Source organism: Dellaglioa sp. CoH-57-MRSF-18, assembly GCF_056781995.1.
This window is the reverse complement of record NZ_JBXAXX010000001.1, coordinates 115,505-128,120: the sequence shown is the minus strand read 5'-3', so window position 1 is coordinate 128,120 and position 12,616 is coordinate 115,505. Positions and strand designations below refer to the sequence as shown.

Below are 12,616 nucleotides of genomic sequence, written 5' to 3'. Positions count from 1 at the left end.
TCATCAATAATTTTTTTGATGATTTTCTTTTTTATTTAGAATAATGATACTGTACTAACAGATTGATAAGGAATTTTAAGACGCGAATTAGCTAAGTTAATAGTATAACTATCTGAATCGTTATTTCGTAAAGTCATCCCAAAATCTGTTGCGTAAATGATTAATTCAATCTGATGACCTTCCTTAATGTGATAGGCAGTTGGTTGTAAATCAAAATCTACTGTGTTGAAAGTTCCTGGAAGGACAGAATCATTTTGATAACGATTTGTCCTATTTTGTAAATTGATATGACCTTTGGAAATCATTTTCCAAGGAGTTTTTGTGGGATTTTTAGTAAATTCAACCAAATCATCTTCACGCCAATGAAATCCCATATCTAAAGATTTTCGTTTGAGAATGGATGGCACGGGGGTGAGTCTATTTTCTTCACCATAATCGATAAGCATGCAACTAATGAGCCCTTTTGTTTGTAGTGCTGCAACAGACAATTTTATGTGAGCAGAACCGGAAATAAACAGCGGTTCTGTTAATGGTTCTGAGATTAATTGGATTCTATTTTTAGCCATTTCTGTTTCTTTAGTTGAAACTAAAGCTTGATTCCAAAGATGATTATCTCTGACGTAGTTGTTAAAAAGGTCAGTTGGTAAGTTATCTTTGAAAGTAGCAAATTGGTGAGCATCTGATGTGACTGATTGTGTTAATTTATTTTGTTGGAAATGATAGGATTGGGTAGGAGAATCCGGGTCTGCCCAATCATCATAAGTGTGCCACGTTTCAGCTTCTAGGTTATCTTGTATGGTGACATTGGGAATAAGTGTCTCAGCACCATTTTCGATATTATAAAGTTGATTTGATAACCATAAATTCATCATATCAGTGAAATCTAATGAGCGAAAGTTATTGATATAGATATGTTTACCTTGGTGTAAGAATAATTTTTTAACAATAGGTAAAGGACGTAATGCTTGCCAAAGTTGTTCAACTTGGCGAGGTTTGACGTTCCAATCATTTAAACCATGGACCATAACAATATTTGCTTTGATATTTTTAGTTTGGTTTAAATAATTACGTTCATCCCAAAATTTATTGTAATTACCAGATGCACGGTCTTGTCCTATAGATAATCGATTCATAACTTTGTCAAAGTAGTCTTGAATATTAGCGTAGTCGGCGGCATCTTTTTGGCGACTTAAACAAAGCGCAGCTAAAACATCTGCATCTTCACCTTGGCAAGCTTCAGGCGCGACGACTAGTCCATTTTCACGATAATAATCATACCAACTTGAAATAGCGGCTTCAGAAATGATTGTTTTTAAGCCGGATACACCAGTTGTTGCAGCTGCAGTAGCAAGCGTACCAAGGTAAGATTTACCAGTCATAGCAACGTTACCATTACTCCAAGTGGCTTTAATTGATCGATTATCGAGTTTATTTGTGAATGCTTGCCGATGTCCCGTTAGCCATTCAATAATGGCGACGGTTGATACCGTTTCTTCAACACTCCCACAAGTACGAATACCATCTGATTCTCGAGTACCAATACCAGCTGCATAGACGATTGCAAATCCTCTAGCTAGCATGTAATCGTTGAATGTATACGAAGATTCACGGCTAAAGGTTTGCTCAGTTTCTGTTGATTCTGAGAGGATTGATCGTGGTTCGGGTAAGTTGGATTTCTGATAGTTATAGGTGATATCAGATTCAGTTAATTCAGTAACTGGTTTTTCGGTAAGCGGGATATCAACGTTGCGCATTAATTCAGAATCATCATTTGTGCCTTGATTGTAAGGACTTGCTGTATAAAGAATAGGTACTTTTAGTCCGGATGTAACTAGTGGTCTTAAAATTTCTGTTTTTAATAAATCACGTTGACCATCTTGGTCAGTATCTAATGGGGCTTCAACGTAGACGACTTCACGAATCAGTTTAGTTGTATCAAAAACAGGTTGCGCTTTTCCATTGAAAAATAAAGGTTTCGCATCTTTATAAAATGAAACAAAGTACCCTTTATTTGCTAGTGTATCTGTGAAGACTTGGCCATTTTTGGTATGTGTTGTCAGTAAGAGATACCATGCGGACCAAAAATCATTAACGGATTCAATAATTTCAATAGAAGGTAACTGAATTTTAGCCATTGCCGTAAATGGGTCATCAATTTTGAAATCGACATCGACTTCAAATTCTAGTAACTGTAATGCAACATTATAAAAGATAACAGGTGTTAATTCCTTTTTTGTAGTAAAAAATTCATAAACAGAAATGGATTCTGTCGCTAATAAGGACATCATTTTTTGTTGTTTCGCACCGATTGTTTGATAGTCGATGAGAATTTTATTGAGTAATTGTTCAAATAAATGTGTAGGATTGGTTTCGGAGGCTATATACAAATTAATAGCTTTAAGTTCTTTTATTTGTGTCTCAAAAGTAGGTGTATAGTTAGCAAATTGATTATTTTTCATAAGTCAAAAACTTCCTTTCAGAATTGAGTAAGACACTGGGTTAAGTATAGCTTAAATGTAAAGTTGGTTGAAATGATACGTCTTTATTGACAAAAAATAAGTAACTAGGTAAAGTTAATCACATTAAGGTAACTAAAAAAGGAGAGTGTCTAAAGTGAGAAGGAAAATTGCGGTAGTTTTAAGTATCATGTTTATAGGGGTGCTAGCTGCTTGTTCAAAAACAGCGACGAAAGACGATAACATATTAAAAGTGGCTGTAACTGATCAATTAGGCACTTTAGATTCTACTAAATACAGTGATACATTTAGTGTTGAAGCAATACAAAACGTTTATGAAGGATTGTATACGTATAATCAAAAAAATAAACCAGTGTTAGCTGCAGCAAAAAGTGTGACGGTTAACAAAGCAAAAACAGTTTACACCTATAAATTAAGAGCTGAGAACTGGTCAAATGGGACTCCTGTTACAGCAAATGACTTTGTTTACGCTTGGCAAAAACTAGCAAATCCTAAAACAGCATCACCTAATTCACAACGAATTGATATTATTAAAAATGGGTTTGCTATCCGAAATGGCAAGATGGCCGTTGATAAGTTAGGTGTTAAAGCGCTGAATAAAACAACATTAGAAGTTACTCTGGCACAACCAATTAGCTATTTACCAGAAGTATTAACGGGTGCACCATTTGTACCTCAAAATGAAGCTTACGTTAAAAAACAAGGTAGTCAATATGCAACGGATTCACAACATATGATTGTGAATGGTCCTTATAAATTAACTGATTGGGAAGGAACTAATAACAAATGGTCATATGTTAAAAATACCAGTTATTGGAACGCTAAATCAGTTAAGTTAGCTAAAGTTGACGTTCAAGTTGTTAAAGATGGTGCAACTGCTGGCAAGTTATATCAAACAGGGAAGATTGATTTCTCAATGTTAGCAAATGATTATGTTAAACAATATAAGAATGAAAAAGGGTTCGCAACACGTAAAACACCAATGATTGGTTATTTAGGTTTTAATACTAAGCGTGAGGCAACTGGTAATAAACATATTCGTAAAGCAATTGCGCTAGGATTTAATAAAAAATTATTAGCTAGCAAAATTCTTAATGATGGTTCATCTGCATTAAATGGAATCGTCCCAGCTAAATTTGTGTCAAATCCGATTAATGGGGAAGATTACCGTAAAGAAGCAGGAGACTTGCTTGCTTTTAATAAAAAAGAAGCTAAAGCAGAATGGGAAAAAGGACTTAAAGAGATCGGTAAGAAGGACTTAACAATTGAAATATTGGGTTCTGATACGCCAGAAGCTAAACAAGTGATTGAATACTTGCAAGCGCAGTTAGAGAGTAACTTACCTGGATTAAAAATTAACGCACGTAATATTCCAATTAAATCGCGATTAGCAGCAACAACGGCTTACCAATTTGATATCGTTTATGGGACATGGACACCAGATTATGCTGATCCAATTAACTTTATTAATGATGGTGGCGCTTATCATTTAAATACCGATTACAAAAATGCACAATATTTAAAAGATATCGATCAGTCTAAAAATGAATTTGCAACAAATCCAACGAAACGTTGGAATAGCTTGATTGATGCTGAAAAGCAATTGGTCGAAGAAGATGCTTATACAGTACCTGTTTTCCAAGGTGCAATGGCCTACTTATTGAACCCAGATGCATCCGGATTACACATTAACCCATATGGAACGACATTATTTTATCGTGACATGTCTATTAAGTAGATAATAGTTAGCTGTTTCAAAGCTTTATAAAGTTAAAATAAGATAGATTAAAGTCTGGCCTTTGGTCGGACTTTTTTTGTTGTAAAATGTTAAACTGGTGGAAGTGTATTAATAATAAATGAGGTGTGAACCCATGAAAAAGTTACTTCAGAAGAACATTATTTTAATTCTAACGATTATTATCGGTGGCATACTCGTAATAGGTGTTAAATTTGATCAAGCACTGTATTCAGATACGATTGTTAAAATAACACAGGTTAAGGATGAAAAAACTGAAAAAGTAACAGATGAATTTGAAAATAAAGATACACAGACTAAACAAAAATTATTTGGAACTGTGATGAATGGTAAGTATAAAGGGCAAAAAATAAGACTACCAAATACATATTCTTCATCTCGCGCAAATGATCAAAAATACCAGAAAAATGATCAAGTATTTGTAACGATTAATCCTCATAAAAGTGGATTAACTGGTATTATTGATGGGTTCAAACGAGATGTCGTCGTGGCCATATTAATTTGGATTGCCGTTAGTATGCTGGTAGGATTTATGCAGTTTAGTGGCATGATTGCTGTATTAAGTATCGTCTTAAATATGATTATTTTCTTTTTAGCCATTAAATTTGAAATATTCGTTAATATTACGAACTTCTTTTGGATTTTCGCAGGTATTGCTCTAATATTTGCAGTACTGACCTTGAGTTTGGTAATTGGCTTTAATCGACAGATGCTGGTCACGTTATTGGCAACTTTGACGGGAACTAGTTTATCGTTAATCATTAGTGTCATTATTTTAAAACTGACAAATGATCAAGGGATGCATTACGAAGCTCTATCTTATGCAACGCAAGCGCCAAAGGAACTATTCCTTGCTGCCACACTACTAGGTTCTCTAGGGGCTGTCATGGATGAATCGACAGATATCGTTGCAACACTATTTCAATTAAAAAAAGAACAACCAACTATTTCATCGAAAGAACTTTTTAAATCTGGACGTGAGGTTGGACAATCGATTATGGGACCATTAATTAACGTCTTATTCTTAATTTTTATTGCTGACATTTTCCCACTTGCCGTTTTGTACTTTAGAACGACCAATACAATTGGCTATACTTTTTCATGGACCATGGCTTTAGGAGTTGTCCAAACATTAATCAGCGGTATTGGGATTGTCATTGCGATACCTGTCGCAAGTTTTTTTGCAAGTCGATTAATCAAAGGGGATGACACATTATGATTACAATTGGTTGGTTAAGTGCCATTTTATTTGTCTTAATGGTCATTGTTGGAGGAATGAATGGTGTTCGTTCATTTTTAAGCTTATTTTTTAATTTTATCATGTTATTTTTTACGATTATTTTAATTACGGGAGGATTTCCGCCGGTAGCAGTGACCCTAATTAATGGCATTATTATTTTAGCTATTACGATTTTTCTTGGTGATGATAATGTGCAAGTTACTGAAACTGCTTTTTATGCTTCGTTAATTGTTCTGGTTATTCTCGTTCTTTTGATTATTCCAGTTGAACATTTTGCTGCAGTTCAAGGTTTTGGTGCAGAAGATAGTGAAGAAATAGAAGCATTTTCGTTATTAGTAGGCGCTAATTTTATGCAAATAGCGATTTCAACAGCTATTTTTAGTACTTTAGGCGCAATTGCTGAAGGTGCGATTGCAATTTCGGCTGGCTTAAATGAGATTATTGAACAAACACCAACAATTGATTTAAAAAAGTTATACGCAGCTGGTATTAGTATTGGTAAACATATTATTGGAACAACGTTTAATACACTATTTTTTGGTTTCTTTGGTGGCTTTTTAGCGCTATTTATTTTATTAGTACAGACGCATGCTACATTCGCAGATATTATAAATGATAAAATTTTTGTTGCAGAATTAATAATGATTTTATTTTCTATTATAGGTGTTATTCTAGCGGTTCCAATTACAGCATGGGTTTTAATTCAAAAATTAAAAATAAAAAAATAATTGAAATGAGTTTATGGTTATGTGTATAATTAAGAGATACTAATATAGGGGGATTTAAAATTGAATTATAAAAATTATATTGCTGAATTTATCGGCACATTTTTCTTGGTATTATTTGGTACAGGGGCAGTTACGTTAGGTAACGGTAGCCCACTTGTTATTGCACTTGCATTTGGTTTAGCTATTACATTGATGGTTTATGCTATTGGACCTGTTTCAGGTGCACACATCAATCCTGCTGTTTCATTAGCAATGTACATCAACAAGCGCATGTCATTGACTGATATGGTTGCTTACTGGGTTAGTCAAATCTTAGGTGCGATTGTAGCATCTAGCGTGGTTAAGATGATTATTTCATCAATGACAGATACATCAAAAGTTGCTGATGGTTTTGGTTCAAATAGTTATGCAACAATTCCTGGTGGTATGGCATTTTTCGTTGAAGCCTTATTCGCATTCTTATTCATCTTTATTATTTTGATGGTTACGAGTGAAAAATTTGGTAACAGTAATATTGCTGGCTTTGTGATTGGTTTAACATTAACAGTACTTATCTTTGTTGGTTTACCACTTACAGGGGTTTCAGTTAACCCTGCTCGTAGTATTGGACCTGCACTTTATGCCGGTGGCGATGCACTTTCACAACTTTGGGTATTTATTCTTGCACCATTAGTTGGTGGTGCTATTGCAGCATTCGCAGCAAAATATATTTTTAACAGTGAAGAAGCTTAATTTAATTAAGTGAATCATAAGCAGTGAATTCCGAGAGGGAATTTGCTGCTTTTTATTTTTAATGTATGTTATGGTTAATATAGATAGTGACAAGTGAGAGGAGAAATAATGGCATTTTTAGGAACGATTTGTTTAGTATTAGTGGCAACATCAATTGCGGGTCATGTCAGCACACGAATTGGTGTTCCTAGTGTTATCGGGCAATTATTAGTTGGTGTTTTACTTGGACCAGCAATGTTGAATTGGGTCCATTCAGATCATTTATTTGCGATGTTCGCAGAAATTGGTGTGATTATTTTAATGTTTATGGCGGGATTAGAAAGTGATTTAGATCTACTTAAAAAGTATTTAAAACCGGCCTTATCAGTTGCGACTTTAGGTGTTGTCTTCCCTATCTTAGTTGTCTATTACTTTGGTCGAATTTATAATTTTGGATTTGAATCGGCTTTATTTTTAGGTGTTATCTTTGCGGCAACGTCAGTTAGTATTTCCGTCGAAGTCTTGAAAGAATTAAAACGATTAGATTCAAAAGAAGGTGCAACAATCCTAGGTGCGGCCGTTGTGGATGATATCTTAGCTGTTGTTATTTTAAGTGTATTAGTTAGTGTATTTGGTAATATTACAAGTACCGGTGATAGCGCACAAGCTAACATTTGGATTGGCTTCTTATTAGAATTTGTTTACTTCATTGGTATTTTAATCCTATTCAAGTGGGTGGCGCCTTTCTTGATGAGATTAAGTGAACGATTATTAGTTGGCTCATCGATTACGATTATGTCACTGGTTATCTGTCTAGGTATGGCCTACTTAGCTGACTTAGTGGGGTTAAGTGCTGTTGTTGGTGCCTTTTTTGCAGGAATTGCAGTGGCACAAACACCGTATAAAAAAGAAATTGATGCCAATATTGAACCAATTGGTTATGCAGTCTTTATTCCAATGTTTTTCACGAGTATTGGATTAAGCATGTCATTTGATGGATTTATGAAAAATATTTGGTTTATCGTTATTTTAACGATTTTGGCCGTCCTCACAAAATTACTAGGTGGTGGATTAGGTGCTAGGTTACTTGGATTTGATTTAAATAGTGCATATGTAATCGGTGCGGGGATGATTTCTCGTGGCGAAATGGCTTTGATTATTGTCCAAATTGGGTATACCGCACACTTGTTGTCGACGGAATACTATTCGGCAGTTATCATGGTAATTATTATTTCAACTATCGTAGCACCGTTTATGTTAAAACATGCGATTGGTCGACAAAATAAAATTGAATTGAAGAAATAGTTGAACTGTTGAGGAACTAGCCTAGTGCTAATTTTTCAACAGTTTTTTATTTTTAAATGGTTACTAAATATCGCTATTCTGGCGTATTCATTTTATAATGAATTAAATAACTTCAAATGAAGAAGGTGGAATAATGAAACAATTATTGATTGCACAAGATTTATCTAGTGTTGGTGGTGTTTCATTAGGGATTGCGGTTCCTGTTTTAGCTAGTTATCAACAACGGACGACAATATTGCCAACAATGTTATTAAGTAGTCATACAGGTGGATTTGGAGTACCAATGAAGGTAGACATCTCACCATTTATAAAAGCTTTTGAAGAACACTGGGCAACTATTCCAGTTCAATTTACGGGCGCATATTTGGGCTATCTAGGGACGGCAGAAAGTATTAAAATGATGGGGATTCTACTAGATAGGTTATCTGATGATAAAGCACTCACCGTTATTGATCCAGTTATGGCTGATCACGGCACGTTATATTCAGGACTGACAAACGACTATGTAGAAGAATTAAGCATGTTATGTTTAACGCAAGCAGATTTAATTTTACCCAATTTAACAGAGGCTTACTTATTGGCAGACTGTAATTATCAGGAAAATCCTAGCGAGGCAGAAATTAAAAAGTTACTAACACGTTTATTAAAGAAATTAAATTTAAAAGCGGTTATAATTACAGGAGTTACAAACCAGAAAAATCAAATTGGTGTTGTTTTTCTAACAAAAGAAGGCGAATCAGGTTGGGTATTAAAAGAACAACGTGAGAATCATTATTTTGGGACAGGAGACTTGCTAGCAAGCTGCGTAGTGGGTGAGTTAATGAATGGTCATTCACTAAGGGAAGCATTGGAATTTGCAGTAGAAGTAACATGGAAAGCGATGAGTAATTCTGATAATGAAGGACTTGATCAAAGGTTAGGGGTTAATTTTATGAGTATTTTACCCGATATTAACGATAGAATGGAAAAATAAAATGAGAAATGAAAGATTAAGAAGCATTATTTTAGCGGGATTATTTGCGGCAATTATTTATATAGGTATCTCAGTTTTTAGAATACCAATCCCAGCTATGGTGGGAAAACCATTTATTCATTTCGGTAATTCACTAGCAGCATTGGCCGTGATTTTTTTAGGGTTTAGTTATGGCACAATTGCAGGAGCGATTGGTCTGGGATTATTTGATATTTTGAATGGTTATGCAGATACGTCATATTTTACTGTACTAGAAGTAGTGGTTATTGCATTACTAATTACGGTTGTTACGAAAGGATTAAAAAATTATCATGGTAAATATTGGATTATCATTATTGCTGCAACGGCAGGAATTGGTAAAATAGGAACATCATATTTAGTTTCGATTGGTGAAGCAATGATTAAAGGTGTTAGTTTTAATGTCGCCGCTGTTCAGGCGTTTTTAAGTTTACCTGCAACTGTTGTTAATTCAATCTCGACAATTATCATTGTTAGTTTATTATACGTACCCATTAAGCGATTGATGGTAAGGTTTAATCGGTAAAAAAGTCCAAATAAAAAAGGGTTGATGTGCGTGAGCTCACATTTACCCTCTATACAAATTGTCCAGATTGAACATATTTCATTTCTGTTGATAAGTTGGAAACGGCTGTTTCGATTGTTACCCCAGAACCTGAAATGGCTGGATTATTTTTTGAACTAGCAATAAAGATTTGTTTTTCAGTGTCTAAAGAAATCGTATACCAGTTTTTACTAAATGTTCCAAATTTCATAAGTGTGTATCCTCCGTATTTCTATATCTTACTACCATGAAAGCGCATTCTACTTTCTTTAGTAGAAGCTTAGTATAGTACGTACATAAAATGAATGCAAGTCATTTGTTTTATATTAACCAAAAATTTTTTAAATAATATGAAGAAGTCTAAAAACGATAAAGGGATGATTTAATGCAAAAACGAATATTCGTGATCACGGGTGCTCCGGGAACAGGTAAAACGACGATTAGAGACTATCTAACCAAGCAATTTGATGCCAAAAAGGTGATTACTCACACAACTAGGCAACCAAGAGTTAATGAAAAAAATGGTCGCGATTATTATTTTGAATCCGATGAAACTTTTTTTAATTTTCATTATTTAGAACATGTTGAGTATGATCGCCATTACTATGGTTCATCAAGAGAAGCGATAGATGCTGCTTGGTCAGAGGCAAAAAATGCGACAATTGTACTCGATACGGCAGGTGCCATCACGTATTCAAAAGAATTACCAAAAGAAACAGTTGTCTTATATTTGTCTGTATCGGATAATCAGATATTACAAGATCGGTTAATTAAACGGGGAGATACGATTCGAAATCGAAGTTTACGCTTAGATTCTGGTGAAGCAAAACGAGACATGAAACTTCCAGCAGATCTTGAAGGTATAGCACATGTCATTATTAATGACGATTTAGTTGACGCAAAGAAACAGATTGATCAGTTAATTCAATCATTAGGTTAAGAGTGATTGCTTTTTTTAGTTGATATGGTATTCTTCTTAAAGAGTAACCATTATTATTTAGAAATGGAGATAAGCCTTTTGACTGAATTAATTGATGATGCATTGCATATACTAAAAGAAAATAAATATAAAATTACGAAACAAAGAAAAAGTTTATTAACGTATTTAAGTCAGTATGAGGAAGCTTATGTTGACGTTACAGTTGTGGATGACTATATGAGAAATAAATATCCAGGGATGAGTCATAATACAATTTATCGAAATATCAAAGAATTTAAAGAAATGGGTCTTGTTGAGCAACGGATGAATGGTGAACGAGCCTGTGTAAAATATCAATGTGATTTTAGTCACAAACATCACCATCATTTTATTTGTACTTCTTGTAGTAAGGTGGTTGAACTTGATAGCTGTCCGCTAGATTATTTTGTAAAACAGTTACCAGGTTACAAAATAGAAGAACATAAATTTGAATTACATGGGATTTGTGATGAATGCCAAAAAAAATTATCGAAAAATTAAGTTTATCTTCGAATAAACTTCAATAACAAATGGTTTAATGGAAAAAGTACAAAATTGGAGTGAGAGTTAATGGCATATAGAACGCCACCATTTATAACACCTTTTGCAATTGTTTCTATCGTACTTGCATTGGGCGCAACTAACGTTGTTGTTAACAAAACAACGAATACAAACGAAGGAGCAACAGTTTCTTCAGTAGCTTCATCACCGTCGGAAACTAAACCTAAAGTAGACGATAATTCGAGTTCCAAAGAAGTAAGTTCATCTTCTGAGACGAGTTCTTCTGATTCGTCCTCTTCATCAGAAAGTTCAAAAGATGAGTCTAGTAGTTCAAGTGCTGCCGATGAAACATCAAACAAATCAGCAAGTACAAGTGCCGATAATACAACGGATGATAAGAGCGCGGAAACAAGTACCGATGACACAACTGATACAAGTACAGATACTGATACAAATGCGGATAAAGCTAGCTCGGCAACAAGCACAAGTAGTAGCGTGAAGAATACTAAAACGGTAACGACTGACAAAGCCAAAGCCAGTGCAGAAACGACAAATACAGACTAAGGATTAGGAGGTAAATAAATGTTTAGTTTACTAGATTTAGCAAACCATTATTTAGGGTTTATTAATGTTAATTTAAAATTAAAAAATAGAATTTATACTGTTTTAGGCTTTCTTGGTAATTGGTATTTATTGTATATCGCATCACGATATTTCATAAATGGTTATTATGTTAGAGGTAGTTTGTTTATTCTTGCTTTTTTTGTTTTATTATATTTTATTGTTTTAAATGTTATTCATTATTTTACAAATAAAACAACTAAATTTGATCCTTCACCGAAAATTGAAAAATTGTTGGGCGGACCGCCTAAGGAAGAAATTGAAGGAGATAAACGTCGCCGAATGCAACCAGGTTATGTTCAAACGAATGGCCTATTTGATTCTAAAATGCTGATGCCAGCGACACTTAGGACAAATAGAAACGAAAAAGTAAGTATTCAAAAAATTGCTGATCAAATGAAGCAAGTTAAGTATTCAGATTTTGATTATGATGGATTGTCAGATGATGCTATTATAAAAGAAATTCAGAAAACAGGAAAACCAGTGTCAGAGTTAGCACAGCCCGTTGCTTTTCCATTTTTTGAATTAAAAATAGAAGACGAAAAAATGAATGTTTACGCTGGAATGAATCAGATTGATAAACAATTGATTGGTCGCCTAACCCATGTTGGTTTATCTGATATTGAAACGGCTAAAGAACAATATGATATTTACTTAGCAACAGCAACTATTTATGGTGGTAATCAGAAGGTTGCTGGTCGATCATCAGTTATTGAAGAATCACATAAATTTCACGTTAAAGTTCAAATTGCCTATAAAGAAAAAGAAAATTAGTAAAAAAGTG

Annotated in this window: 13 protein-coding genes; 11 read left to right on the top strand and 2 right to left on the bottom strand. The window is 34.1% G+C overall.

Features of this window, described 5'->3' with window-relative positions:
• Positions 1–35: 35 nt before the first annotated feature.
• Positions 36–2,459, bottom strand: a complete 2,424-nt coding sequence (locus tag AC1RPG_RS00585; RefSeq protein WP_481760941.1) for a Xaa-Pro dipeptidyl-peptidase — start codon at positions 2,457–2,459, stop codon at positions 36–38.
• A 154-nt stretch (positions 2,460–2,613) separates the two neighbouring features.
• Here AC1RPG_RS00585 and AC1RPG_RS00580 point away from each other — a divergent pair, with 154 nt between their 5' ends.
• The 7 genes from AC1RPG_RS00580 to AC1RPG_RS00550 all read left to right on the top strand — a co-directional run bounded on the left by AC1RPG_RS00580 (position 2,614) and on the right by AC1RPG_RS00550 (position 9,734).
• A complete protein-coding gene (locus AC1RPG_RS00580; protein ID WP_481760940.1) occupies positions 2,614–4,215 on the top strand; it encodes a peptide ABC transporter substrate-binding protein in 1,602 nt (533 codons plus the stop codon).
• A gap of 133 nt (positions 4,216–4,348) precedes the next feature.
• The gene (locus AC1RPG_RS00575; RefSeq protein WP_481760939.1) at positions 4,349–5,452 is read left to right on the top strand and encodes a YibE/F family protein; all 1,104 of its coding nucleotides are present in this window, start codon (positions 4,349–4,351) and stop codon (positions 5,450–5,452) included.
• A complete protein-coding gene (locus AC1RPG_RS00570) occupies positions 5,449–6,201 on the top strand; it encodes a YibE/F family protein (protein ID WP_481760938.1) in 753 nt (250 codons plus the stop codon). Before AC1RPG_RS00575 ends, AC1RPG_RS00570 begins: the two co-directional genes overlap by 4 nt.
• A 60-nt stretch (positions 6,202–6,261) precedes the next feature.
• Positions 6,262–6,933, top strand: coding sequence for an MIP/aquaporin family protein (locus AC1RPG_RS00565; RefSeq protein ID WP_481760937.1), 672 nt, complete (start codon positions 6,262–6,264; stop codon positions 6,931–6,933).
• Between the two features lie 108 nt (positions 6,934–7,041).
• Positions 7,042–8,217, top strand: coding sequence for a cation:proton antiporter (locus AC1RPG_RS00560; RefSeq protein WP_481760936.1), 1,176 nt, complete (start codon positions 7,042–7,044; stop codon positions 8,215–8,217).
• A 133-nt stretch (positions 8,218–8,350) separates the two neighbouring features.
• The gene (locus AC1RPG_RS00555; RefSeq protein WP_481760935.1) at positions 8,351–9,190 is read left to right on the top strand and encodes a pyridoxamine kinase; all 840 of its coding nucleotides are present in this window, start codon (positions 8,351–8,353) and stop codon (positions 9,188–9,190) included.
• Position 9,191: 1 nt separating this feature from the next.
• Positions 9,192–9,734 carry an ECF transporter S component gene (locus AC1RPG_RS00550; protein WP_481760934.1) on the top strand — a complete coding sequence of 181 codons (543 nt, stop codon included), beginning with the start codon at positions 9,192–9,194 and terminating at the stop codon, positions 9,732–9,734.
• 49 nt (positions 9,735–9,783) lie between these two features.
• On the opposite strand, the gene AC1RPG_RS00545 is transcribed toward AC1RPG_RS00550, so the two are convergent.
• Complete coding sequence (locus AC1RPG_RS00545; protein ID WP_409021673.1) at positions 9,784–9,963, bottom strand: hypothetical protein; 180 nt, start codon at positions 9,961–9,963, stop codon at positions 9,784–9,786.
• Positions 9,964–10,137: 174 nt separating this feature from the next.
• On the opposite strand from AC1RPG_RS00545, the gene AC1RPG_RS00540 reads away from it, so the two are divergent.
• The 4 genes from AC1RPG_RS00540 (at position 10,138) to AC1RPG_RS00525 (ending at position 12,606) form a co-directional block, all read left to right on the top strand.
• Positions 10,138–10,692, top strand: a complete 555-nt coding sequence (locus AC1RPG_RS00540) for a guanylate kinase (RefSeq protein WP_481760933.1) — start codon at positions 10,138–10,140, stop codon at positions 10,690–10,692.
• 78 nt (positions 10,693–10,770) lie between these two features.
• Positions 10,771–11,211: a Fur family transcriptional regulator gene (locus AC1RPG_RS00535; protein WP_409021670.1), complete on the top strand. Its 441-nt coding sequence runs from the start codon at positions 10,771–10,773 to the stop codon at positions 11,209–11,211.
• Between the two features lie 69 nt (positions 11,212–11,280).
• A complete protein-coding gene (locus AC1RPG_RS00530; protein ID WP_481760932.1) occupies positions 11,281–11,775 on the top strand; it encodes a hypothetical protein in 495 nt (164 codons plus the stop codon).
• 18 nt (positions 11,776–11,793) lie between these two features.
• Positions 11,794–12,606, top strand: a complete 813-nt coding sequence (locus tag AC1RPG_RS00525) for a DUF6681 family protein (protein WP_481760931.1) — start codon at positions 11,794–11,796, stop codon at positions 12,604–12,606.
• Positions 12,607–12,616 lie beyond the last annotated feature (10 nt).